Genomic DNA, 24,477 nt, shown 5'->3' with positions numbered 1-24,477 from the left:
CGGCCCTATTGCATATGCCTTTTTTCAGGCTATGACACCATCTTTCACGATCATCTTGCGGTCGCCGTGAAGCGCGAGGCTTTCATCGTGAGTGACCACCACCAGGGTGACGTTATCTTCCTTGGTGAGGTTGATCAGCATCTCCATCACTTGGGAGCCGTTGCGAGAGTCGAGGTTTCCCGTCGGTTCATCCGCAAAAATAATCTGGGGGGAGTTCACCAGCGAACGCGCAATGGCGACCCGCTGCTGCTCGCCGCCGCTGAGTTCGGCCGGGAGGTGATCGATACGATTGCTCAAGCCGACGCGCTCCAGCGAAGCCTTCGCCTTCTCAGCCAGATCCTTGCCGCCGATCATCGCCGGCACCATGACATTTTCCAAAGCGGTCAGCTCGGGCATGAGGTAATAGTTCTGGAAGATATAGGACATGCATTGATTCCGCAGCTTCGCCTGCTTCCGGCGCGTTTGGGCATAGAGGTCCACCCCATCCACCAGCACCCGCCCTTGCTCGGGGCGCTCCAGACCGGCGAGAATATACATCAGTGTGGTCTTCCCGGCACCACTGGGGCCACAGAGAAAGACTTTCTCACCTCGACGGATTTCCAGATTGATACCATGCAGCACCTCCACGCGTTTCTTCCCCACCGAGTATCCCCGGTGAAGGTTCTCCGCCACAATCCATGCCTCGCTACTCGCGCCATTGCTCATGCCCTACCCCTAGTCGATCCCACATCGGAAGCGAATTTTTTTCTCAAAAAATCATCGCAGTTCTCTAACCACCACCTATGGGTTTTTGCATGCAGCCGATCACATTCTCCCCGCTCTACATGGAACGTGTCTGGGGCGGACGTGAACTGGAGACAGTTTACGATCGCTCCCTTCCCAAGCCGAACACCCCATTCGGTGAATCTTGGGAAATGACCGACCGCCCAGGTGAGCAGTCGGTGGTGGATCACGGCCCCCTGTCCGGCAGCACCCTCGGCCAGCTGTGGCAGGAAAAGCGAGAGGAAATCTTCGGCGTCGGATTTGAAGCGGAACCGCACTTCCCCCTGCTCATCAAAATCCTCGACGCACGCGATGATCTGTCGATCCAAGTCCACCCACCGGCGGAGATCGCCGGAGAGCTTGGCGGCGAGCCAAAAACGGAGATGTGGTATATCGCCGCCGCGGATCCGGGCGCAACACTCTACGTCGGCCTGAAGGAGGGCATCACCCAGGAAGATTTCCAAGCGTCGATCGAAGCTGGAACCGTCGATCAAACGGTGCACGCGATCCGTCCGAAGGCGGGCGACTCCATCTTCATCCCATCGGGTCGACTCCACGCCATCGGCGCAGGCTTGGTGATTTACGAAATCCAACAAAACTCGGACACCACCTACCGTGTCTTCGACTGGAACCGCATGGGGCTCGATGGTCAACCACGTCAACTCCACGTCGAGGAATCCATGAGCTGCATTGATTTCACCGATACCGAACCGCCCATGGACACGCCCGACGGACAAACACTCGCCAGCTGTCCGTATTTCCAGGTCGACCGACTCAGCCTCAGCGCCGGCGCCAGTGTCGGAAATCCTGACCCTGAGCGCTTTTCCATTGTGACCGTCGTCGATGGTGTTTTAGAGTCAGCCGATGGCCGCCAGCATGTTGCCGGAGATTTCCTCCTCATGCCTCGCGCTGGAGAGCCGCTGACCGCCACTGCTGATGCCTCTATTCTCCAGACTACGATTCCTCGCTAAATGCTGGCTGCTGCTGGCTAGCCTCAGCTTTAGCCTTGCTGCCCAGGCACAAGAATCTCACGTCAAATCCTGGCCTCAATCATTCCGTCCCTCTACCCAGGCCAAAATTGTCCTCGTGCAGCAAGGTGGCGGTGGTCGGGAGTTCATCTATCACACCGAGAACTTCGCGCTGCATTCGCTGACCGCACTGAACCAGCGCAATCTGGCTCTCTTCGCCACCACCGCTGAATCGGTGCCCAGCGTGATCAAGCGCCTGCCTCTGCCACTGCTCGGCATGCCCAAAGATGGCCGCGCCAAGGTGTATATTTTTCCAGATCAAGATAGCTTCGTCGCCGCCGGAGGCCCCAAGGAGGCGGCTGGATATTACAGTGGCAGGAAACAAGCGATCATGCTCCGCGCAGACACCTTTCTCAGTCCGCCACCTCCGTCAGGAAGCCGACTACCGCCCAAGGCGGACTACGGGCTGCTGGTGCACGAGTTCACCCACCTGTGCATGCACCGCGATCTCGCCCACTATCCGACATGGTTTCAAGAAGGAGTCGCCGAATACCTCGCAGCCATGCATGAAACCGGAGGCGTCTATCAGTTTTCAAAAGTCCCTTCCTCCATCAAACGCCGCATCAAACGTCATCTCCCCAACGATCAAGATCACATCGTGCTCCCGGGCATCGCAGAAACCATGGCACTCAGCTCCGAGCAATGGAGAAAACGCATCGAACAAGGGGAGGCCGAAAACCACTACCGCAGCTACGGCACCTCCCTGCTCATCGTGCACACCCTGTTCCACGGAGGCAGCAAACGCCGCGCTGCCACCCGAGAGTTTCTCGCCAAAATCCAACAACGGCCACCGGTGAAACAGGCCGACCAGGCATTGATCCCTCTGGACGAGAGATCGGCGCTGCAGAAGCGCATCGTCGATTACTGGCGACCGCGTGGATTGCGACTCGAATTCAGTTCACCCTGAGTCTGCCGTTACAATTTCCGCCCGGTTTTCTCATCGATTCACTGATAGCTAATCCCCCGATGTGACTTATACTCACATAACAACCCTCCAATCCATCATGAGCACCTCAGAAACAGCCACCCCTCTCCGCCCTGCCCGCACCGGAGGAAAGCGCAAGACCCTCCTCGTCATCGGCGTAGTAGCCCTGCTGCTGGTATCCGCCGGCGCCGCCTACTACTGGTGGAGCAATCGCCCGATCCAACCGGTCGTCCTCGATCAACAGGAACAACGTCTCCTCGATGAAAAAGTCGAAGCCGTGCAAGAGCGCAGCTATGAACCCGGAGGCAAGACTCTCGTGCTCACGGAAAAGGAGGTCAACGCCCTGTTCCACGATAACACCGGCTTGGGCGATAAAGTCCGCTTCGAGCTCGCCAACCAAGCCATCCACGCCCGCATCCGCACCGATCTGGATGAGGAGATCCCCGTGGTCGGCGGTCGCACCCTCAAGGCCAAAGCCCGTTTCAAACTCACCGATGATCAGAATAACCCCGCCATCATCCTCGACGACCTCACCGTCTGGGGACTCTCCCTCCCCAACGCCTGGTTAGCCGACATCAAAGGCAAAAACCTCATCGGTGAACTCGGCCTCAATCTGTCCAACAACCGCCTTGCCGAAGGAGTCCAAGACATCGACGTGGATCACGGCAAGATCACCATCACTCTGGCTGAGTAAGCCACTTGATGCATCCCGGTGAGTGTCCGTTACCCCACTCCTTGAAAGACAGCATCAGGCTGTCTTTTTTTGTGGCTCACCAAGTAATGGATTAGGCCAAAACATACCCCTCTAACCAATTCATAAATCCTTGTTGGTATCGGTCTTTTGTTAGTTGGTAGCTCTGATTCGTTATTGGAAATTAACTCACCATAGATTTTTGGATGACGAACATTCAAATGCTACATCTTAGGGTTCCCCTTTAGCCTTGGCCAAAGGCGCGGAAACTTATGACAACGGAAGCATCAACATAAAAAACCATACCATGATTAACACCCAAACATTGAAACTTACGGCACTCTTCATTGCCTTAGCTCCTTTGAGCGCATCCGCTGCCAGCTTGTCCGTCGATTTCCACGGCTCGGTAGCCCCTGGATTTGTCCGTTGGGACTCATCCCTCGGAGACGACACAGATGTCAATACTCAAGGAGCCTTTCATCAGGTGCTCACATCCACCAGTGACACCTACACAGCCGCTAGCACAGGCTTTGCCAACGACATCAGTGCGACTATGACAGCCACCAACATCAACACCGGTGCCAATGTGAGCATGTTTGATCTTCAGAACAGAGCCAACGCCCCCGTAGAGATCTATGAAGATATTGTCGGAGCTTCCGGTTCAACAGGAGCACTAGCACTCACCATCAACGGCCTGGTGATAGGGCAAGCCTATACACTCAGCGTCTATGCACTTGACTCTAATGGCGGCACAACCAACTCAGATATTCGTGAATACACACTGACCAACGGCAGCTCGAGCACAATCGACAATGTCCAGTGGAGCGCCAACGATTTCGACGCTAGCTATTCTTTTGTTGCTGAAGGCGCTTCGGTTACGGTTCAAAACACAGCGGGAACAGCCGGATCCGCCATGAACGGTTTCACCTTGACCAGCGTTCCTGAGCCATCCTCCGCAGCTCTCCTTGGACTCGGTGGCATTGCACTCATCATGCGCCGCCGCAAGTAGACCAAGGCGCTACCAACCTCAATTCATCAGCCTTCTCTTTGCCTCGGCGAAGAGAGGGCTTTTTTGTGTCACACCTCGTCCTGCTCACGGCATCCGTCGGGGCCACTCACGAGAGTTGGGGGTATTTGCATCGCAGTGTCCATAGGGCTCTCGTGTTGAAAAAATTGGCGGCTTTAACGGTCGTCCCTCCAAATCTGAGGACAAAATAAATCATTGCCAAGGCATCGATGCTGCTGCATATTTCCGTCGTCTGGACGATGAGGCGGTCAGAAATTGGTCTTTTCCGCCGACCAGGACTCAACTCCAAGGGCTCGCGAACTTGAACGCCCCATTCGGAGATGACCTCCCGCCCCTGATCCACTTTCCGTGATCAGCGTCATCCATGCACGTCACCTTTCCACCCGTGAAGGACTGCCATTTTTCCCAATTACCCATTTCTCGAAACCACGTTTCACCAGCTTTTCGCATCCAGTGAGAGCTACCACAGACTGGCTCAGCCAGTTGCCCACCACCACTTTTCCATCCCTCCCATTTTTACATGAGCGATCCATCGACACAGGACCCACAGCCTGAATCAACCAAACCCACGGTTGAAAAGGCACCGGCAAAAAAGAAATCCGCCAAAAAAGCTGCCAAGAAGACAGCGAAAAAGGCGACCAAAGCCGTGAAAAAAACAGCCAAGAAGGCGGCGAAAAAGACGGCAAAAAAAGCCGCTAAAAAGGCGCCCAAAAAGTCTGTCGCCACCCAGGAGGAACTGCCACTCGACGCCTCAGCGGCCAAAGTGACGAAGGCTGATCAAGGGGCGAAAGCACCCCAGCCTGCAGCCGAGTCCAATACAACCAGCGACACCAAAGAGCGTCAGCCAGAGCAAAACGCCCCAGCGGAAGCCACCGAGCAACCGAAAATGGGACGCGTCAAGGGCCTCGGCCCGGTCAAACGTGATAGCAAAAACACCTCTACTCAAGACGAGGCACCGGCGGAAAGGTCCAACAACGACAATCGCCAAAACGATCAGGACAACCGCCAGCAGCAAGGCAACCGCCAGAAAAATGGTCGCCAGCGCAACAACGACCGCCGCAATAACCGCCGCAACAAAGGTCGCCGTGATAACGATCAAAATAACAACGGCAATGAGGGCAACGGCAGAGGCAACCAGCGCAACCAAGGCAACCAAAAACGCGAACGACCACCGAAACGTGAAATCGTTCTCACTGGCGATCCGGTGGAGGTCAATGGCATGTTAGAGATCGCACCCAAGGGATTTGGTTTCCTGCGCGTTCCGGAGAAAAATTTCGAACAATGCAAAAAGGACGTCTTCGTGCCGCCCGATTTCATCCGCACCCACGGCCTGCGCGCCGGCGTCTGGATTCACGGCACCAGCCAGGAAGGCCCACGCGGACCGCAGCTCACCAAGATCGAAACCGTCAACGACCTCGGCCCGGACGAGGCATTCAAGCTCCCTCACTTCGAGGAGCTGAAGGCGATCAACCCGGACCGTCGCATTGCATTTGAAACCACCCCCGATCGCTACACCACTCGGGTGTTAGACATTGTCGCTCCCGTCGGTCGTGGCCAGCGCGGCCTCATCGTGTCGCCTCCCCGCTCCGGTAAAACCACCTTGATGCTGCACATGGCAGAGGCGATCAGAGAGAAATACGATGAATCGATTCACCTGATCATCCTCTTGGTCGATGAACGTCCGGAGGAGGTCACCGAATTCAGACGTTGTCTCCCCGGCGTGGAAATCTACGCCAGCTCGAATGACGACCCGGCACGCAACCACGCCCGCATTTCCGAAATGTGTATCGAGCGCGCCAAGCGCTTGGTCGAGGGTGACAAGGACGTGCTCATCCTGATGGACTCCATCACCCGTCTCGCCCGCGCCTACAACACCGGAGGCGGTGGCGGAGGTGGCCGTGGCAAGAAAGGACGCGGTTATCAGTCCGGCGGTATCGTCGCCGGCGCTCTGGAGTTGCCACGTAAGCTCTTCGCCGCTGCGCGAAACACCCGCCAGGCAGGATCGCTCACGATTTTAGCCACCGCATTGATCCAGACGAACTCCCGCGCTGACGAAGCCATTTTCCAAGAGTTCAAAGGCACCGGCAACATGGAACTCGTGCTCGATCGCCGCATTGCCGAGCAATACATCTACCCGGCTGTGGACATCTTCAAATCAGGCACCCGCCGCGAGGAGCTAATCATGGCGGAGCACCTGCTGAACAAGATCCACCTCATCCGCCGCGGCCTCGCCGGCCACCGTCCGGAAGAAGCGATGGAACGTCTCCTTTTCTTCCTCAAGCGCTTCCCGAACAACGCCCAAATGTTAATGGAAATCAAAGGCTAGTCACCCAGCCATTGTCCAAGCCAACACCCAGCGACGCCACACTCGGCCACTCCATTCTCCCTTTGCATCATTCGCAAAATTCGCGGTTCCAAACACAACCCTAGCACTTTTCGCGTCCTTAGCATATTTCGCGGTTCAACATCATGAGCACAGAACTCACACGTAACTTTTCGATCATCGCCCACATCGATCACGGCAAGACCACCTTGTCGGATCGACTTCTGGAATACACCCAGACGATCACCGAGCGTCAGCAGCAGGATCAGCTGCTCGATGCCATGGATCTCGAACGGGAAAAAGGCATCACCATCAAGTCCCACCCGGTTGCCATGAAATACAAGGCGAAGGACGGGATCACCTACAGCCTGAACCTGCTGGACACCCCCGGCCACGTCGATTTCTCCTACGAAGTCGCTCGTTCCCTCGCTGCTTGCGAAGGAGCCATCCTGATGATCGATGCCGCGCAAGGGGTGGAAGCCCAGACGATGGCGAACCTGCACCTCGCGATGGAGCAGAACCTGACCATCATCCCGGTGCTGAACAAAATCGACCTCCCGGCAGCCGATGTCGAAAAGAGCAAACAACAGCTCGAAGACATCCTCGCCATCCCCGCCGAGGAGGCCATCCCTGCTTCGGCGAAAAATGGCATTGGCATCGAGGACATTCTCGAAGCCGTGGTCGCACGCGTCCCCCCACCGGTGGACAACGATGACAACCTGCTGCGGGCCTCCGTTTTCGACTCCATCTACGATGCCTTCCGTGGTGTGATTTCCTACGTCCGTGTCTTCAGCGGCACCATCAAACCGCGCCAGCGCATCAAGCTCTTTGCCACCGATAAAACTTACGAGGTCAAGGAGTGCGGCGTCTTCACCCCGAAGATGACCAAGCGCGACGAACTCATCGCCGGCGACGTGGGCTACGTCATTGCCAATATGAAATCCGCCGACGAGGCGAAAATTGGCGACACCCTAACCGACTCCACCCACCCCTGCCTCGAGGCACTGCCGGGTTACAAAGAGATCCAGCCCATGGTTTTCTCCGGCATCTATCCGGTCGATAGCTCCGACTACGAGAACTTGAAAACCGCGATGGGCAAGCTGCAGATCAACGATGCAGCCTTCACCTTCATGTCCGAGAGCTCATCCGCGCTCGGCTTCGGCTTCCGCTGTGGTTTCCTCGGCCTGCTGCACATGGAAATCATCCAGGAGCGCCTGCGCCGTGAGTTCAACATGGACGTCATCTCCACCTACCCATCGGTGATTTATGAGGTAACCAGAACCAACGGAGAAGAACTTATCGTCGATAACCCCTCCTTCCTTCCCGAAGCCCAGGAAATCGAGGAAATCCGCGAACCCATGGTCCGCACCTTCATCATGGTGCCCAGCGAATACATCGGTGATATCATGTCACTGGTGATGGAAAAACGAGGCGAACTCACTCACACCGAAACCATTGACGACACCCGCGTGATGCTCACTTGCGAGCTGCCACTGGCTGAAATTCTGGTCGATTTCAACGATCGCATGAAGTCGATGACTCGGGGTTATGGATCGATGGATTACGAGCACTGCGGTTACCGCGCTGCGAAAATGGTCAAGATGGACATGCTTATCGCGCAAGAACCGGTGGAAGCATTCTCCACCATCGTGCACCGCGACAAGGCAGAAACCTACGGTCGTCAGTTGGCGAACAAACTCAAGGACGTCATTCCCCAACAGCTCTTCGTGGTTGCCATTCAGGCCTGCGTGGGCGGCAAGATCGTCGCCGCCGAGCGCATCTCCGCGATGCGGAAAAACGTCACCGCCAAGTGTTACGGGGGTGATATTTCTCGGAAACGCAAACTGCTGGAGAAACAGAAAAAGGGTAAAGAAAAGATGAAGCAATTTGGTAAAGTCAGCATCCCCCAGGAAGCGTTTATCAAGGTGCTGAAGAACGACTAGGCAACGACACATCGATGAAAAAGCTTCTGTTTCTCGTGCTGTGTTCCGCAGCATTGGTTTCCTGCTCGACCACGGGTTCCAAGGAGGTCGTCCCTGCCCCCAAGCCCAAGGTTCTGAAAACCCAACATGGCCTGGCCTCATGGTACAGCGTCCGCACGAATTTCGGCACCAAGACGGCGAGCGGCCGGCCCCTGCGGGACCACGCCCACACCGCCGCGCACAAGCACTGGCCAATGGGTAGCAAGGTGCGCGTGACCTGCCTCTTCAACGGCAAGTCCAAGATTCTGACGATCACCGATCGAGGCCCCTACGTCAAAGGCCGGGTCATCGACATCGCGATCGGCTGCGCCAAAGAGCTCGGCTTTTACTCCCGCGGCATCACCAAGGTCAAGGTGGAGTTGTTAGAACGCGGCACTTGGAAATACCGCCACCCCAAACGCTAGCGCCATGAGCCCGTCCTCCCGGCGACTGATCGCAATCGGCTGTCTGGTCGTGACCATCGCTCTGGGGCTGTTCTCACGTTCGCGCTTTGTTTCGGACACCAGTGTCTTCGGTCAATACGCCGGTGACACCCTCTGGGCCATGGCTGTGTTCTGGGGCCTCGCCATGCTCGCGCCCCAATCCACGACCAAGCGTCTATGCCTAACCACCTTGGTCATCTCCGTGGCCATCGAACTTAGCCAGCTCTATCACGCCGCATGGATTGACGTCATCCGCGCGAACCCAATCGCCGCCCTGATCCTCGGCCACACCTTTGTCTGGAGCGACCTCGTCTGCTACACCCTCGGCGCATTTTTAGCAGCGATCGCACATCACCGGCTCAAGTAGGACAGCTTGGCTAGTTGTCGGCAAGTTGCGAACTCGCCTTACTTTCCGCATTGCGCGATATCATCCATGGGCTATCTATGCTCCATCATGTTTAAATTCAGCATCGCAGCGTTTTCCCTGCTAGCCACGTCCCTCCTCGCCCAAGCCGATCTGCAAGAGATCCCATTCAAAAACATCGAAGGTAAGGAAACGACCCTTAAGGACTACAATGGCAAGGTCGTGCTGGTGGTCAATGTGGCCTCCAAGTGTGGGCTGACACCGCAGTATTCCGCGCTTCAGGCACTCTACGAGAAGAACAAGGACAAGGGACTGGTCGTGATCGGTTTCCCCTGCAACGACTTCAATGGCCAAGAGCCGGGCACGCTGGCAGAGATCAAAACCTTCTGCTCCACCAACTATCAAGTGACCTTCCCCCTGATGGAAAAAATCCACGTGAAGGGCGAGCAACAACATCCGCTTTACGCCGCACTCACCGGCAAAGATTCGGCATATCCCGGCAAGGTGAAATGGAACTTTGGAAAATTCCTGATCGGTAAGGACGGCAAACTGGTCGCTCGCTTCGGCCCGCGCACCACACCGGACGATGCCAAGGTCACCGCGGCCATCGAAAAAGCTCTGAAGTAAGTCCCCTCTCCCATGGAAGCGATTCATCAAGCACTGGAAGCCTCGCTGGAGGACTTCGCCATCTCCCGCTCAGAACGCAAGGAACTCAAAAGCCTGTTAGCCAAACTTCAGGGCGATAAAACCGGTCAGGCCAAAGTGCGCCAGAAAGCCTTCCGCATGGCCACCGCTGCCATCGAGGAAATGGGTGAGGTCACCGCAATGGATTGGCTGGAGGGTGTGATCAAGCTGCTCTACGCCAATGAAATGAAGGTCAAGGCCAGCGCCTACTTCAGCCCCGGCGAAGACTGCCTGCACCGCATCCGCCGCCTCATCGGCGAGGCTCAACGGAGCTTGGACATCTGCGTGTTTACCATCACCGACAACCGCATCGTGCACAAATTGGAAGAAGCCATGCACCGCGGTGTGAACATCCGCGTGATCTCAGACGACCTGAAATCCGAGGACCTAGGCTCCGACATGGAACAGTTAGAAACCATGGGGATCGATTGCCTCTACGATCGCACCATGGCGCACATGCACCACAAATTTGCCATCGCTGACAGCTCCCTCTTACTCACCGGCAGCTACAACTGGACCCGCTCCGCCAGCACCGTGAACAACGAAAATGTCCTCGTCAGCAACAACGGTAAACTGGTCGATTCCTTCCAGCAGGAGTTTGAGCGACTGTGGGAATTGCTTTCCTAACAACACCTCACGCGTATTCAGCGGTAGGGCAGATTGGCCTCAATCTGCCGGATCGGAGCGGTCAACTTTCTCATACCTAAAACCGACCTAACTGCTTTGGTCTACCGCATACGAAAGGATGCCCGAATGGCGTTGCCCGGCAGATTGAGGCCAATCTGCCCTACCGGGTGCCTCTTCCACCAAGGTGGATCGACTATAGCAAACTCTGATCGAGCTCTTTGCGGATGGTATCGATGACATGCTCTTGCTGCGCGCACCACTCGCTGTAGCCGAGCGGGAGGAGACGGAAGTCGGCGCGGCGGAGGATTTTGGTGCGGTGGCGATCGACGGCGGTGAAGGTCACTCCCGGGTAGCCGATGAGATCAAGACCTAACACTTTTTCGCCCTGAACCAATAACAGGTCGACACTGACACCGGACACCCGCTGGCTGCTGCGGACTTCGATGTCGTAGGGTTCGAGCGCGGCGGCGACTTCCAAGGCAAAGGCATCGCTCGCCTGATCGGTGAGTTCGTTCGCACCGACCGCATCCAGAGACCTCAGATAGCTTCCTAACATTGAACCTGCCGGAAGATCATCGGCTTCCAGAGAATGATAGATGATCTGCATCGATCGCGCCCGTGTGATCGCCACGTTGAACACATCCTCACGTTCGAGGAAGCGCAGCGTGGATGAGTTCACACTTCGATCGACGCTGAGTGAGAGAAACATGACATCGCGTTCTTCGCCTTGGAAACTGTGCGCCGTGCCGATGAGGAGGTCGTGTTCGTTGAGCAAACGGTTCATCTCTCGGTTTTCGAACTTGGCACTGACGGCCTCGCGGATGGCTTCGGCCTGATTACGGAAGGGCGAGAGGATCCCGACGCTGGGTCGGGTGGCAGCGGTTTTGGCCTTGGCTTGGTCGAGCAGGATACTGAGCTCGACCAACAGACCGTCGATTTCCTTCTGATTCACTCCGCTCTCATCACGGGTGCCGTAACAAATTCTGCTGGTGAGCGCTGAACGTTGATCTTCCCAGGGCCGCTCACGCATGATCTGCAGCTGGTTCTGATAGAATCGTTGATTGCTAAACTCGATGATGCGTGGGCAGCTGCGGAAGTGCTCGTTGAGAAAGCCGACCTGCGCCTGGCTCTCGATGGCGGTGGCCGCGTGGTCCATCAGGCTGACATCGCGGTAGTTGTAGGTTTCCTGCTCCTGATCGTTCACTCCCAGCTCGCTGGCCAGACTGCGCTGGCGGGATTTGGCCAAAAACGACATGTGCCGCAGCTGATGGGTATCGCCCGCGATGACGATGCGTTTGGCGCGCTGCAGGATCGGCAACACGCCGGCGAGATCGCACTGGCTGGACTCGTCAATGATCGCGACATCGAACAGGTCTTTCTGCAATGGCAGCACCCGGTGGACATCTTCCAGGTTGACTAACCAAACCGGCAGCGCGGCTAGCACATTACCCAAGTCCATCTTCTTAAAGACCTCCTCCTGCTCGCTGCCACGGTATTTTCGCAGTGCCTGAAGCATGAGTTTGAAGTCCTTGCGGGTGCTGTCCTGCTTCACCGATTCATTGAGCAGGTGCTTGCGCTGTTTTCTCAGATAGCTACTCAACTGAAGTTCGCGTTGCACATAAAGTTCATTCAAATGCGCGGTGAGTTCCATCAGCAGGGGGCGGCAAGACACGCGGTATTGAATCCAAGATTTTTTAACCTTTTCTAACAAATTCGGATTCGGATCAGCCATCAACTCGCCACGCGCGAGCGCCTTCCCCCATTCTTGCTCGAGACCTAACTCATCGGAGTGCAGCGTTTCCATCGTGCCCTTGACTCGCTCAAACAAGATCTCCAGCTCCTTGCCAAAGGGGAGATCCGAGCTCATTTGGCCAGCCAGACAGGCCTCCAGGAAGCTTTTGAGCCGGGAGAGATGGTCCTTGCGCCCCGCCCTCACCGTGACCTCTTCGCCGCCGAGCATGGTGTCGATTTTTTCCTGCACCACATCCACCGCGCTGTCTTGGCGCGATGCGATCAGCACCTTCTCGCCGCGCGCCACATGATGCAGAGCGATGGCGGAAATGGTGAATGATTTCCCGGTGCCGGGAGGCCCGTGGCAGAGGGTCACCGGGTTCACTTGGGACGATGCGAGGATGCGCTCCTGGGACTGGCTGAGCAGTGCCGGCACCAGTGTTGGTTTACCATTTTCAGGGAATGTCTGCATCGGCTCGACACCTAACAATATCCGCATCGGCACCGACCAGGCATCGGCACCTGACTCCGCGAGCGTGTCGAGTTCATCGAGCACCCCGCGTGAAGAGATCGAACGCGGCAGGATACCGATCGCCGCAGCCGGGTGCAGGCTGAGGCGTTTTCGTTTGGCGGCGGCATGGATTGTTTCTCGATCCGCCAGCTGCGGCCACTGCCAGAGAGGTTCGGCATTCACCCCCAACTGTTCCGCCCATTCACGGATCGAGCCAATGACTCCTTCGCTAAGGATTCCACCGCTAAGAATCTCCGTCAGGGATTCTGCGTCTGTTTGCAGGAGTTCTAGTGCACGGGGATTGATGCGCCAGCGATTGGGGTCGATTTGGAAACTGGCGGCTGCTCCGAACTCACCGTGGTAAAAAATGAGAGGTGTGTGGCAGCGTTTGCCATCGTCTGTGCCACAGAGAAACAGGCAGGCGTAAACCACCTCCTGCTCGCGGCGGTAGAGAGCAGCGTGGGCGCTGGCTTTTTCGACATAACTCGGAGACAGCACGATCTCCGGCATCCAGTCGGAGGCCAGCTCCTCTCGACCGCTGAGTAATTTCCGCTGCAATACCGACGAGGCAAAAATGTCCCTCACCCCCGAGCGCGCACGATCCTCACGGAAACACTCACGCAACCATCTCACCACATTTTCCGCTGCCATCGCTGATGATTCAAGGTGATGACTGCCGCAGCGTCAATACGGTGGGTCGGATTTATTGCATCTTGCTAGGGATGTTGCCTGCGGCGCTGGACAGAATTTCTCAGATTTTTTTGATGCTCGTGGAATCATTTCCTGAATTTGGAGTTTGGAATTTAGGATTTTGAACTTAAATCAACCTCGTGCTCTTCAATAGCTATGCGTTCTGGCTCTTTTTCGCCCTGGTCTGGGTGATCTATCGTTTGCTGCCGCACCGGGGGCAGAACTTGATGCTCTTGGGCGCGAGTTATTATTTCTATGCCTGCTGGGACTGGCGTTTCTTGCCACTGATCCTGACCACCACGCTGGTGAACTACTTCACCGCGATCGGGATGGAGAAAAGCACCGACCCGAAACGGCACAAGTGGCTGATGGCGGCGTCGGCCGTGGTGTCGTTAGGTCTACTGGCCTATTTCAAATACTTCGGGTTTTTCGCCGAAAGTGCGGCGGAACTGCTGAGCTGGTTAGGTTTCCAAGCCGACATCAAGATGCTCAACATCATCCTGCCGGTGGGGATTTCCTTCTACACCTTCCAGACGATGTCTTACACCATCGATGTTTACCGGAAGCAGATTAAACCGACCCATTCCCTCGCCGACTTCGCCCTATACGTCGCCTATTTCCCGCAGCTGGTGGCGGGTCCGATCGAACGCTCCTCCTCGCTCCTGCCGCAGATCACCAACAGCCGGAAGAACCGGCCCCACGGTGACTTCTCCGAGGGTCTGTATCTGGTGATGTTGGGATTGTTCCTGAAAGTGGTGGTCGGTGATAACTTGGGATTCATTGCGGACGGGATTTTTTCCGCTGAAAAAGGAGACCTGACCGGCACGGAGGCGCTGGTGGGAGTGTATTGTTTTGCCTTTCAAATCTACGGCGACTTCGCCGGTTACTCGTCGATCGCGCGCGGGGTTTCGAAGTGGTTGGGGATCGATCTGATGACCAACTTCCGCATGCCTTACCTCGCGCGAAACCCATCGGACTTCTGGCAGCGGTGGCACATTTCGCTGTCGTCCTGGCTGCGCGACTACCTCTACATTCCACTGGGTGGCAATCGTGGCAGCAAGTTCATGGTCTATCGCAACCTGATGATCACTATGCTCTTGGGCGGTCTTTGGCACGGTGCCGGCTGGACGTTCCTCATCTGGGGCGGACTGCATGGTGCGATTCTTTGCATTTACCGCGTCTTGGGAGATCGGGTGAAGCTACCCGACCGCTGGGGACGGATCGTTGCGACTCTGTTCTTTTTCCACCTCGTCTGCCTCACCTGGCTGTTCTTCCGTGCCGATACCCTACCGCAGGCCTGGGAGATGCTGACGCTGATCTTCACCCAGCAGGAAATGACACCGCTGGCGAACTACGGTTTGCGCATGCTGGTGTTCTTCTGCGCTCCGCTAATGGCTTATGAGATCTGGCTGGATCAGGCACACACCTTGCGCCGACTCGAATCCGCGCGCTGGGGCTGGAGGGCCGCGGCTTACTGCTACTTTGTCTTCATGCTCATCGTCTTTCCGCCGCCGGTTTTCGGTCAGTTCATCTATTTCCAATTCTAATCACCATGGCTAACAAACATCACGATTACGATGCCATGCCTACGGGCGTGAATGCCCCCACCTGGCTGCAGGAGCTGCGCGTGGTGATGGTGGTGTTGGCCTTTGTTCTGGCGCTGGAACTGATCGCACGGATCATCGCTCCGGTGCTGGATTTCGATCGGGAAAACATCTACGCCTTCCCTGAAGTCATCAAGAACCTCGAGGAGAAGGCGGACGAGTCTGGAAACCCGGAAGTTGTCTTCTTCGGCAACTCGCTGATGCTGCACGGACTGGATCAGGAGCTGGTGAAGCAGGAGCTTGAAAAAGCCGACGGACCTGAAATCGAAACCGCCAAGGTCACTCCGGTGGGCACGGCGATGCTCGACTGGGTCTATCTTTACCGCCGCTATTTCAGCGATGAAAATAGTCACCCAGACGTGTTGGTGGTCGGTTTTGTTAGCCACCACATTCACGATCAGGAACCGATCAAGCTGCGTCGACTGTCGCGTCACTTTGTCGCCAAGGAAGATCTCCCCTTGCTCTGGAAAACCGACCTCAAGGACTTCCACCGCACCACCCAATCGGTGCTGTGCAATATCAGTGCGCTCGAAGGCGACCAGCCGGAGCACCAGTTAGGGATCCTGCAGACCTTGATCGCCGACTACAAAGCGGGGCTGAATCGGAACAACCGACTGGTGGCCGATGGCAAGAAACGCAAGGCGGAGCTCGCCTCGAAAAAAAATCCCGTGCCACGCAAGAGCACTGAACCTGAGGAAACATATGAGCGAATGAAACGCTTCATTGCCGAAGCCAGGCAGCACGGCGTGAAAATCTACTTCATCCCGATGCCTCAGCCGGAGGTCTGGGATTTCAATCCGGAGGCTCAGAAAATCATCGAGGCTGAGGGCATGACGGTATTGGACGCCAGGGCGATCCCCGGCATGACTCCCGAAGACTTTTCAGATGGCTATCACCTTGGCGAGACCGGCAAGGTGAAGTTCAGCCGATGGATGGCCGGGCAGTTGAAGGCGCAGCTGGAGAATTAAGATCGGTCTGATCAGACCGATCAGACCGATCTCCTAAGATTACACTGCGAGCTGTTCGCTCCAGGCTTTGGCTTTTTCGGCGAAGGACTTGTCCATGTCCTTGTAGGTGATGCCGCGTGAGACGTTGACCACATCGGGCGCGGTGCGTTTTTTGCCTTCGAGGCTGGCGAGATCGCCGCCTTGGGCACCGAGGCCCGGGATGAGCAGTGGGCTATCGGCAATGCGCTCAAGCACTTCCTCGCTGGCATTGGTGAGACCGACCACGTAACCGACGTCGGTGGCGCGGGACTCGGAGATGGCGCGTTTGCCCAGCTCTTGCACGAGTTCGAACACAAAGCGTCCGTCGGCCAGCTTCTGACGTTGAAAATCGGCGCTGCCGGCATTGGAAGTCACGGCTAACAGGTAGATCCCCTTGCCTTCCCAATCGAGGAAGGGCTCGATGGAATCGTAGCCGAGGAATGGGTTCAGCGTCACGGCATCGACGTTCCAATTTTCAAAATAGGACTTCGCATAGTATTTCTGCGTCTCGCCGATGTCCGAGCGTTTGGCATCAAGAATGACCGGCACTTCCTTCGGCATTTCTTGCAGCATTTCCTGCAGCATCTCGATACCACGCAGCCCCATGGCTTCGAAGTAGGCCATGTTGGGTTTGAAAGCGGCGGCGTATGCGGCGGTCTCCCCTACCACACGGCGGAGAAATTCAGGGACTTCATCCACTCCACCGGAGAGTTCAGGGCGAGGGTCGATACCGACACAAAGCCGGGAACCGACTTCGGAGATTCGTTGTTGCAGTTTTTCCGCGTAGCGCATGGCTGTGTCTAGCGACGAACTTGCGGAATGGCAATGATGATTAGAATGACCGACCGCGAATCGGGCGAATCAGGCGCATTTTTTATAGCGCTCTACGCGCTGGCCTTGGTCTTTGACTTCGCGGCCTTCTTCTCGGCAATTCTTTCCCGCAGCTCCGGCCACTGCTCCTGGCTGACGATGTAGCCGATGCAGTTGTCCTTGCCGCAGCGGCAGGGGTGGTCTTCGTAGCACTCGATATCAAATCCGTAGTCGAAGGTCAGTTCATCGCCGGCCTTGATGTCTTTCAGCGAGTAAATGAAGATTTTCCGCCCGATAATCCACGCCTCACAATTCGGGTCGCAGGAATGGTTGATCAGGCGCGCCGTGTTCCAGGGCACATTACCATCGATGTCCCACTTGTCATCGAGGGTGAAAATGTAGACGGCGGCATCGCCGTGTTCCTCGGCGCGGGCGTATTGATCCCAAGCGCGGTCTTCGCTGACCTCCTTATCAATCGGCTCGCCGACGTATTCGATGATCTCGGTTTCCTTGGCGATATCCTGAGTGGCATACACGCCACGACCGTGAATCTCCGAGCCCCGCACCTCGCAGAGGTCACTCTGGGCACGCTGGTAGAGTTTCTTCAACTTGCGGACCAGTTCGGCCTCGCGCTCGAGTTTTTTCTTTTTCGCCATGGGGATGTGTCGGTGAGATAACGCCGCGCAGCTTACTTGATTTCGCGCGCTTTGGAAGGAGGAAGATGCAAGGCTTTTTCATCGGCAGGGAGCGATGGGAAAAGGCTGCGTAAATCCTGGATACTGGGTTTCATTCCGGTCATGAAATGCCAGTCGTTGCTGCCCTTTTCCGAGATTGCGATGGTGTAGCTGCTCTCTTCGATCTCGCGAATCATGTTGCCTCGCTGAGGGTCAGGGATTTTCACCCGAACGACGGTTGGCACCACAGCCAGCCAGTGACTCACGATGCGCTCTCGTCCGGTGGCGTCGATCACTGGTTTGCCCGTGTTGGCATCGATCTTTTTCGCCTTCCAGACGCTGAAAAATGCCGTTGGATGACCGACAGTGTAGCCCACTACCTTCATCTGCATGTTGAGCTGCTGTTGCACCGACTGGGCCAGTGCCGCATCCAGCTTCACCATGCCTCCATTTCTGACTGCCAGGCGTCGTTTCCAACGTGGATACATACGATCGATGCTGTATTGAAAATTCCCCTTCATCATCTCAATCCCCAGCTTCTGCACCGCGGCTCTAGCGGAATTGGAGATCAAGGGATCGACCGCCACAGCCCCCTGTCCCACTTCCTGAGCATGGACAGATCCGATGGAGACACAGACGGCGGTGGCTGCCGTCAGCAGCGAGGTAGAAAAGAAATTGATCATATTCATCTTGTGTCGCTATTCATTTACACAGCCACACGGAAAGTCAAGCGTGTCGCCGCGCCCCTAGAGACCACTTTTTACCTTCATGAAACGCACCAGCCTTCATCCACTCAGCCGCATCGCACTGCTGCTCACCGGCATTATGATTCTCGCCTGGGGCTTCAATGCGATCCTGGCCACCAACCACATCATCATCGGTGGCCTGCCGGGGATTTCTCTACTCATCGAGCGTCAGAGCGGCTTCGACCCCGCACTCACCCAATGGCTGGTTGGGATCCCGCTGCTCGGCATCGGCTGGATGGTGCTCGGCAGGCAAAGCACACTGCACTCCCTGACCGGAGCCCTGGTCCTGCCGCTGGCGATTTTCGTCACCCGCGATTGGTTTCGGCTGCCTGTGGAAAATGCCATGCTGGCTGCCATCTTCGGAGGTTTCACCTGCGGCCTGGGTTTGGGGATTGTCTTCCTTGCCAATGCCACCACCGGAGGGATGGCGATCCTTGCCCAGATCGTCTCCCGCCAGCTCGGCATTCCGGTGAGTCGCTGCATGCTGATCATCGATGGCATCATTGTCATCGCCGCGGGGGCATTTTTCGGCGCCGAGCAGGCGATGCTGGCGCTGCTCAGTGTGGTTTCACTCAGCAAGGCGATCGATGTCGTCCAGTCCGGCCTGGGCTCCGCGAAGTCGGTCACCATCATCACCAAACAGAAAGAAGCCATGCGTGAGATGCTGCTGCATCACCTCGACTGCGGGGCCACCCTGATCAAGGCGGAGGGCGCACACAGTGGAGAATCGCGCAGTCTGCTGGTGAGTGTAGTGCCCCGCAATAAGGTCGCCCGACTCAGAAGACACGTCCGCCGGGTCGATGCCGAAGCCTTCACCATCATCAGCGATGCCTCGGAAGTGCTCGGCTATGGATTCCAGAATCACGGATAGGATGTCACCCGAACAGCGATCTTTCATCATTTCGCAACTTTTCTCATTTCCTCAAAAATCAGCTTTGCAAATCTTCTGAAAATACGCCTATTCTCCCCGCCTATGGCGAAAAAGGCATTAGGTAAGGGATTGGGCGCACTGATTAAGCAACAGCCCGCTAATTCAGAGCACTCCAAGGAAGGCGATGCGTCGGCCTCAGCGGCCAATACGCACGTTGCCATCACCGAGATTGTCCCCAGTCCCCTGCAGCCGCGGAAGCACTTCGCCCAAGGTCAGTTAGACGAGCTGATGGAGTCGATCCGCCAGCACGGCATCATCCAGCCCCTGATCGTCCGCAAGGTGAATGGCAAGCTGGAACTCATCGCCGGTGAGCGCCGTTGGCGTGCCTCCACCGAGCTCGGACTCAAGGAAGTGCCGATCCGCATTCGCGAAGCCACCGATCACGAGGTGCTGGAAATGGCACTGATCGAGAACATCCAGCGTAAGGACCTCGACCCCATCGAAGAAGCCCAAGGCTACGTTCGTCTGGCGAGAGAGTTCAACATGAAGCAGGAAACCATCGCCCAGCGCGTGGGTAAATCTCGGGCCTCTGTGGCCAATGCCATGCGCCTGATGGAACTGCACCCGGACATCCAAGAACACGTGGCCCAGAACCGCCTCAGCGTCGGTCACGCCAAAGCTATCCTCGGTATCAAGGACCTCGAGACCCAGTGCCTGGCCGCCGATCAGATTCTCAAGAAAAACCTCACCGTGCGTGCAGCAGAGCAGCTGACGAAAGAAATGCTCAACCCGAAGAAGTCAGGAAAATCCAGCTCGAACAGTCGGGAAGCCGATGCCGTGATCCAGCAGATCCAGAGCACCCTGCGCGAGCGTTTCGCCACCAAGGTGAAACTCAACCACACGCCGAAAAAAGGTAAAATCGAGCTCACCTACTACGGCAACGATGACCTCCAGCGTATCCTCGACCTCCTGGGCGTGGAGCTCTAAGTGGCCGCCAAGGCAGCTGAGCCACTGGGAGCCAGCACGGGTCAGCGTTTTTTCACTAAGCGGATCTGATAGATCTTCGGCCAGCACTTGCCGGTGACGAAAAGATCTCCGCATGCGGCATCATAGGCAATCCCATTGAGCACAAACTCAGGGTTCCGCTTTCCAGCATCCGGGTAGATGCCTGTGAGATCGATCACGCCGATCACCTGGCCATTGGTCGGGTTAATCCGGACAATTTGTTGGGTATGCCAAACATTGGCAAAGATCTCGCCCTCGATAAATTCGAGTTCATTCAGCATCCGGACCGGTTTGCCGCCGTAACTCACAGGCAGCACGCGCTGCACACGCAGAGTCTTCGGATCGAGAAAGCGCAAGCGGTCCGTGCCATCGCTCATGATCAACGATTGGCCATCGGTGGTGAGCCCCCAGCCTTCGCCCTGATACGTGAAGCTGCCTAACGGTTTCAGGCTCTCGGAGTCATACACGAATCCTTGCTGGCTCTGCCAGGTGAGCTGGTAAAGTTTTCCATTCAGTTCGGTGATTCCTTCGCCGAAATACTTCTTGTCCAGATCCACCTTCGCCAACACGCGGCCCGTCTCTTTTTCCACCCGTCTGACGTTCGAGGTCCCGTGTCCACCGGTGCTTTCCATCCAGTGACCGTTGGATAAATAGAGGCCCTGTGTGTAGGCTTGATTGTCGTGAGGCAGTTCGCGCAGCACCTGATACCCGGACCAGCGATGGGTTTTCCACTCCGCCTTAGCCGTCGTCGCCTCGCCGGTTTGCGTCTCTGCGGGCTCATGCTTGGCTTGCGGCTTCTCTTGGCATGCCAGCATCGATAAGAAAAGCCCGCTTATGAGCCATCGCTTTACGTTGATAATCACCCATTCACCGCTATCAGCCTTTATTCGCTCTGCAAGCCCATATTCCCAGGAGTCGCTTGGTCGTGGATGAGCATTTTCGGCAGCGCGATGGATCGTCAAACCGTTCGATATCGGCTCACCCTAACCACGCTGCGCATGCTCTTGAAAAAATAAGCGAAAATTGGCTTATTTTTCTATTGTCATTCCTACAAACAGACACTAAACCCCTCCCGCGCCTCGGCGCAAAGCACGTTGGTGACAATGTGAAGGCTCCATAGCTCAGTTGGTAGAGCAGCGGATTGAAAATCCGCGTGTCCTTGGTTCGAATCCGAGTGGAGCCACCATTTAAACACAATGACTTACAGGCACTTTGAGCCTAACATGTCTTTCCAGCGGTGCAGTTATATCGCAGTTATAAAACGAAGTTCACCTTCTCCGTTCACTACGTATTAGAGCCTTCTGCAATCCGGCATCAGTGAGTAGCCCCAGCGCGTGCCACTTGGTCGCAAGCCGTCTTTCTCGTTATTCCATCCGGTAATCATTGCGACCTATCACGCTCGCGTTATGATTTTGGCATGAGACTACTATTCGCCGCCCTGCTCTTAACCTCCCTGAGCCTACAAGGAGCTGAGAGGAAACTTTATGAGTCTGATTATCAAAAGGCGTGGGCCAAGGCGCACGGTGGCGAGGTTGAGGTGAGAATGGGCGACGGAACACGCTGTGATATTGTGACAGCCACTCATGCTATCGAAGTCGAATTTGCTGAAAAATGGGCCGAGGGTGTAGGACAGGCGCTCTGGTATTCATTCCAGACAAATAAAAAAGCGGGCATCCTCCTAGTACTTCGCAGTGAGAAAGACCGAAAACACCTGATGCGACTCCGTAGCCTTATCGACGGAAAAAAACTAGGGATTGATGTCTGGGTCATGAAGGTAAAATGAAAGCCCGCGCCCTCGGATTGCAGAGGGGCGGGCAGTTCATTAGCCTAAGAACACCGAGGACAATAAAAAACCTCTGGCTAAAATTTCTGCGGTTATGTTTCGCGGTAATTTAGGAAAAACTCGCGAACCGGTAACTCCTGATAAAAGACCTTTCTGCCGATCTTGACGTGAGGCACTCCCATTTCACGGCGGATGCGTGCAAAGCTCTCCTTGCTCGGGCGGGCCTCCTTTGAAAAGACCTTGCGGCGTACCTCTGACTCAGAGAGCAAGGGGGCTTCGATGGTTTCAATGGTCATGACTGTGAATGGTTAGGCTTCGATCTTCTCCAAGGCCTTTTTAGCCTTGGCAATCTCGGGATCGTCTGCGGCGGCTTCCAAGGCCCTTGCTTTCGCGGCCTCCTCAGCCTCACTAATTGCAGCTTTTGCGGCTGCGATCTTCGCAGAATGTTGGCGCTCGGCTTGTTCCGACGCCTTCAGCTCGTCTAGGAGTGGCACCAGTCGTTTTTCAGCGTCGATGAATCCTTCCGATCTCTGAATGATCTCCATCACTGCCAGAGTCGAAGCCAGCTCGTTGCCGTTTTCCGATCTTACGAACGAGGCAATCACTGAGCCTGAGTTATCGGGATTCGTGAGGTCTTCACTGCCCTTTAAACAGAGCAATTCGCTCGTTGTCTCGGCTGTTAGCATCTCCGCGCGTTGCTTCGCGGACTGATAGCGAACCCATGCAAGCCGGGTTTCGGCTGGCAGGCGCTCGATGTCGTTTCGGATGGTCGCGGACGGGCGATTGTTTTGGGTTTTGGTCATGGCGGGTCTTGTTAAGCTTCAGTGATTTTTCCCTCGGCTGCTAGGAAGGCAGAGCGCTGTTTCAAGGAGAGAGCGCGGAATCCTGCGCGGGTCAGCGTAGGGATGACAGGCGGCGTCCATGCCACCTGCTGCGGTGCTGCTGATGGATTAAATTTCCCCACGGGTGTATGGGGCTTGGGGGCGGGCTTGTTCTCTGAAGGGGTGAATCCTCCGCGCTTAAAAGCTGCGGCAAGTCCTGGTGTGGGTGATGTATTCATATGATCTAATCAAGAGGCTTGTTGGTGTCCTCGTTACTAATGAACTGAATTCAACTGGCTTTGATCCGGCCAAAGTGTAACGCTCTGAAAAAGTGGTGGATTCAAGCTAATCCTGATTAGGTCATTCTGCGCACTTCGCGTGTTTTTTGACGGTAAGCATACAGGACCCCTTAAAAAGCGCCTGCCCTACTAGAATTCCTAGGGGGGGGTATCCCATAACCTTGACTTATAGGGGTTTGCGGTCGCGCCTCACACGGAACTGATTGAATGAACAGTCTAACATCGTGGATTTATCTCCAATCTCGTATATCTTCGGCTCGTTGTATCCACTAACTCAGCACCAAAATACACACTGAAAACATGCGCTATGTAATTCAGTCAGCTAACGGCTCGTTCGTGGCCTTTCAAATCAAAGCAGGCACGAAGATGAAATATCTAATGCCAGTGAATGACGCAATAGATGCCCATGACTTCGGCAGCGATCTTGAGGCGTGTCGATGGTTACGAATGAGATGCCATGATGGTAAGGTGGTCAGATTGACCGATTCCGGTTATTGGCCCTGTGAGGACTGAGCGGGGCGGGACAGTTCCACATAGACCCTTGCTAGGTCTTCCAGTTGACCTTTCAACAAGTGCTTTTCGGCTCCACTCATGGCGCTGATTGGTCGATTCTCCAAGCCCTTGGCAACGCTGGCAGTGGCACGCCTGACAATAGATGACAGAGACAAAGGAGTCTTCACCTTGCTCGGCTTGGCCTGCGTCTTCACCTGACCTTCCAACACGCCTAAGCGAAGCAAGCAGCGTCGGTCGCTGTGAGCCTTGCGGGTCTGCGCGGTAGTATGTGCCAGCTTGTAGGCTCGGGCTGTCTCTCCGTCGATCTGAGCGCACTCACTGAGCCACTGGTAAACGGTGGTCTTCTTGCTCCGGCTGGCCTTTTCGACCAGTTGCCCAGCGTAGGCAGCGGATCCAGTAGCGGCCTTCACTGCGGCGCTAGCCTTGGCGATCAAGTCTTGCGTGATGACGTGGGCCTTGCTGAGTTCATCGGCCATTGCTTTTTCTATGTTGTCGATCATCGGTTGTCTTTGTTGTTAGAATACAAGCTTTCCTCTACGTTGCAGCGTCTCTGGATAATTCTCACCTGCTTTGACAAGGCAGCTACTGAAATGCCTAA

At 55.9% G+C, this 24,477-nt stretch carries 25 protein-coding genes and 1 tRNA gene; 16 read left to right on the top strand and 10 right to left on the bottom strand.

Going from position 1 to position 24,477, the window contains the following annotated elements; translation table 11 throughout:
• Window positions 1-24: 24 nt before the first annotated feature.
• The gene (locus JO972_RS02035) at window positions 25-705 is read right to left on the bottom strand and encodes an ABC transporter ATP-binding protein (protein ID WP_309488321.1); all 681 of its coding nucleotides are present in this window, start codon (window positions 703-705) and stop codon (window positions 25-27) included.
• Window positions 706-794: 89 nt separating this feature from the next.
• Between JO972_RS02035 and JO972_RS02030 the strand changes: the two genes are divergently transcribed.
• The 10 genes from JO972_RS02030 to JO972_RS01985 all read left to right on the top strand — a co-directional run bounded on the left by JO972_RS02030 (window position 795) and on the right by JO972_RS01985 (window position 10,835).
• Window positions 795-1,733 (top strand): type I phosphomannose isomerase catalytic subunit, encoded by a 939-nt coding sequence (locus JO972_RS02030; protein ID WP_309488320.1) that lies wholly within the window; start codon window positions 795-797, stop codon window positions 1,731-1,733.
• Window positions 1,699-2,697, top strand: a complete 999-nt coding sequence (locus JO972_RS02025; RefSeq protein ID WP_309488319.1) for a hypothetical protein — start codon at window positions 1,699-1,701, stop codon at window positions 2,695-2,697. Before JO972_RS02030 ends, JO972_RS02025 begins: the two co-directional genes overlap by 35 nt.
• Before the next feature lie 97 nt (window positions 2,698-2,794).
• On the top strand, window positions 2,795-3,409 hold the full coding sequence (locus tag JO972_RS02020) for a flagellar basal body-associated FliL family protein (RefSeq protein ID WP_309488318.1): 615 nt from the start codon (window positions 2,795-2,797) through the stop codon (window positions 3,407-3,409).
• 304 nt (window positions 3,410-3,713) lie between these two features.
• Window positions 3,714-4,415: a PEP-CTERM sorting domain-containing protein gene (locus JO972_RS02015; protein ID WP_309488317.1), complete on the top strand. Its 702-nt coding sequence runs from the start codon at window positions 3,714-3,716 to the stop codon at window positions 4,413-4,415.
• A 538-nt stretch (window positions 4,416-4,953) separates the two neighbouring features.
• Complete coding sequence (rho, locus tag JO972_RS02010; protein ID WP_309488316.1) at window positions 4,954-6,759, top strand: transcription termination factor Rho; 1,806 nt, start codon at window positions 4,954-4,956, stop codon at window positions 6,757-6,759.
• 143 nt (window positions 6,760-6,902) lie between these two features.
• The gene (lepA, locus tag JO972_RS02005) at window positions 6,903-8,699 is read left to right on the top strand and encodes a translation elongation factor 4 (RefSeq protein WP_309488315.1); all 1,797 of its coding nucleotides are present in this window, start codon (window positions 6,903-6,905) and stop codon (window positions 8,697-8,699) included.
• Between the two features lie 14 nt (window positions 8,700-8,713).
• Entirely contained in the window at window positions 8,714-9,142 is a 429-nt protein-coding gene (locus tag JO972_RS02000) for a septal ring lytic transglycosylase RlpA family protein (protein WP_309488314.1), read from the top strand.
• A gap of 4 nt (window positions 9,143-9,146) precedes the next feature.
• Complete coding sequence (locus tag JO972_RS01995; protein WP_309488313.1) at window positions 9,147-9,527, top strand: ribosomal maturation YjgA family protein; 381 nt, start codon at window positions 9,147-9,149, stop codon at window positions 9,525-9,527.
• 87 nt (window positions 9,528-9,614) lie between these two features.
• Window positions 9,615-10,151: a glutathione peroxidase gene (locus tag JO972_RS01990; protein ID WP_309488312.1), complete on the top strand. Its 537-nt coding sequence runs from the start codon at window positions 9,615-9,617 to the stop codon at window positions 10,149-10,151.
• A gap of 12 nt (window positions 10,152-10,163) precedes the next feature.
• Window positions 10,164-10,835: a phospholipase D-like domain-containing protein gene (locus JO972_RS01985; protein ID WP_309488311.1), complete on the top strand. Its 672-nt coding sequence runs from the start codon at window positions 10,164-10,166 to the stop codon at window positions 10,833-10,835.
• Between the two features lie 193 nt (window positions 10,836-11,028).
• Here JO972_RS01985 and JO972_RS01980 read toward each other — a convergent pair whose 3' ends face one another.
• On the bottom strand, window positions 11,029-13,728 hold the full coding sequence (locus JO972_RS01980; RefSeq protein ID WP_309488310.1) for a DEAD/DEAH box helicase: 2,700 nt from the start codon (window positions 13,726-13,728) through the stop codon (window positions 11,029-11,031).
• 179 nt (window positions 13,729-13,907) lie between these two features.
• Here JO972_RS01980 and JO972_RS01975 point away from each other — a divergent pair, with 179 nt between their 5' ends.
• Together JO972_RS01975 and JO972_RS01970 are read left to right on the top strand one after the other, a co-directional pair.
• Window positions 13,908-15,314: an MBOAT family O-acyltransferase gene (locus JO972_RS01975; protein ID WP_309488309.1), complete on the top strand. Its 1,407-nt coding sequence runs from the start codon at window positions 13,908-13,910 to the stop codon at window positions 15,312-15,314.
• 5 nt (window positions 15,315-15,319) lie between these two features.
• Entirely contained in the window at window positions 15,320-16,339 is a 1,020-nt protein-coding gene (locus tag JO972_RS01970) for an SGNH/GDSL hydrolase family protein (protein WP_309488308.1), read from the top strand.
• Between the two features lie 39 nt (window positions 16,340-16,378).
• Here JO972_RS01970 and pyrF read toward each other — a convergent pair whose 3' ends face one another.
• The 3 genes from pyrF to JO972_RS01955 all read right to left on the bottom strand — a co-directional run bounded on the left by pyrF (window position 16,379) and on the right by JO972_RS01955 (window position 18,524).
• The gene (gene pyrF, locus JO972_RS01965) at window positions 16,379-17,149 is read right to left on the bottom strand and encodes an orotidine-5'-phosphate decarboxylase (RefSeq protein ID WP_309488307.1); all 771 of its coding nucleotides are present in this window, start codon (window positions 17,147-17,149) and stop codon (window positions 16,379-16,381) included.
• Window positions 17,150-17,241: 92 nt separating this feature from the next.
• The gene (locus tag JO972_RS01960; protein ID WP_309488306.1) at window positions 17,242-17,823 is read right to left on the bottom strand and encodes an SET domain-containing protein; all 582 of its coding nucleotides are present in this window, start codon (window positions 17,821-17,823) and stop codon (window positions 17,242-17,244) included.
• 32 nt (window positions 17,824-17,855) lie between these two features.
• Window positions 17,856-18,524 carry a hypothetical protein gene (locus tag JO972_RS01955; RefSeq protein WP_309488305.1) on the bottom strand — a complete coding sequence of 223 codons (669 nt, stop codon included), beginning with the start codon at window positions 18,522-18,524 and terminating at the stop codon, window positions 17,856-17,858.
• Between the two features lie 85 nt (window positions 18,525-18,609).
• Here JO972_RS01955 and JO972_RS01950 point away from each other — a divergent pair, with 85 nt between their 5' ends.
• Both JO972_RS01950 and JO972_RS01945 read left to right on the top strand, forming a co-directional pair.
• Window positions 18,610-19,458, top strand: coding sequence for a YitT family protein (locus JO972_RS01950; protein ID WP_309488304.1), 849 nt, complete (start codon window positions 18,610-18,612; stop codon window positions 19,456-19,458).
• 102 nt (window positions 19,459-19,560) lie between these two features.
• Complete coding sequence (locus tag JO972_RS01945; RefSeq protein WP_309488303.1) at window positions 19,561-20,445, top strand: ParB/RepB/Spo0J family partition protein; 885 nt, start codon at window positions 19,561-19,563, stop codon at window positions 20,443-20,445.
• Window positions 20,446-20,486: 41 nt separating this feature from the next.
• Here the strand turns inward: JO972_RS01945 and JO972_RS01940 are convergent, their stop codons facing one another.
• On the bottom strand, window positions 20,487-21,278 hold the full coding sequence (locus JO972_RS01940; RefSeq protein ID WP_309488302.1) for a glutaminyl-peptide cyclotransferase: 792 nt from the start codon (window positions 21,276-21,278) through the stop codon (window positions 20,487-20,489).
• Between the two features lie 295 nt (window positions 21,279-21,573).
• Here JO972_RS01940 and JO972_RS01935 point away from each other — a divergent pair.
• Window positions 21,574-21,649 (top strand) — tRNA-Phe (locus JO972_RS01935).
• Window positions 21,650-21,880: 231 nt separating this feature from the next.
• Window positions 21,881-22,246, top strand: coding sequence for a hypothetical protein (locus JO972_RS01930; RefSeq protein WP_309488301.1), 366 nt, complete (start codon window positions 21,881-21,883; stop codon window positions 22,244-22,246).
• A gap of 92 nt (window positions 22,247-22,338) precedes the next feature.
• Here JO972_RS01930 and JO972_RS01925 read toward each other — a convergent pair whose 3' ends face one another.
• The 4 genes from JO972_RS01925 to JO972_RS01910 all read right to left on the bottom strand — a co-directional run bounded on the left by JO972_RS01925 (window position 22,339) and on the right by JO972_RS01910 (window position 24,379).
• Window positions 22,339-22,542: a hypothetical protein gene (locus tag JO972_RS01925; RefSeq protein WP_309488300.1), complete on the bottom strand. Its 204-nt coding sequence runs from the start codon at window positions 22,540-22,542 to the stop codon at window positions 22,339-22,341.
• Between the two features lie 12 nt (window positions 22,543-22,554).
• Complete coding sequence (locus JO972_RS01920; RefSeq protein ID WP_309488299.1) at window positions 22,555-23,049, bottom strand: hypothetical protein; 495 nt, start codon at window positions 23,047-23,049, stop codon at window positions 22,555-22,557.
• Window positions 23,050-23,060: 11 nt separating this feature from the next.
• Complete coding sequence (locus JO972_RS01915; protein WP_309488298.1) at window positions 23,061-23,306, bottom strand: hypothetical protein; 246 nt, start codon at window positions 23,304-23,306, stop codon at window positions 23,061-23,063.
• Between the two features lie 551 nt (window positions 23,307-23,857).
• The gene (locus JO972_RS01910; protein WP_309488297.1) at window positions 23,858-24,379 is read right to left on the bottom strand and encodes a hypothetical protein; all 522 of its coding nucleotides are present in this window, start codon (window positions 24,377-24,379) and stop codon (window positions 23,858-23,860) included.
• Window positions 24,380-24,477 lie beyond the last annotated feature (98 nt).

This window comes from Oceaniferula flava (genome assembly GCF_016811075.1).
Taxonomy (GTDB): Bacteria; Verrucomicrobiota; Verrucomicrobiia; order Verrucomicrobiales; family Akkermansiaceae; genus Oceaniferula; species Oceaniferula flava.
This window is presented reverse-complemented; position numbering and strand designations above follow the sequence as displayed.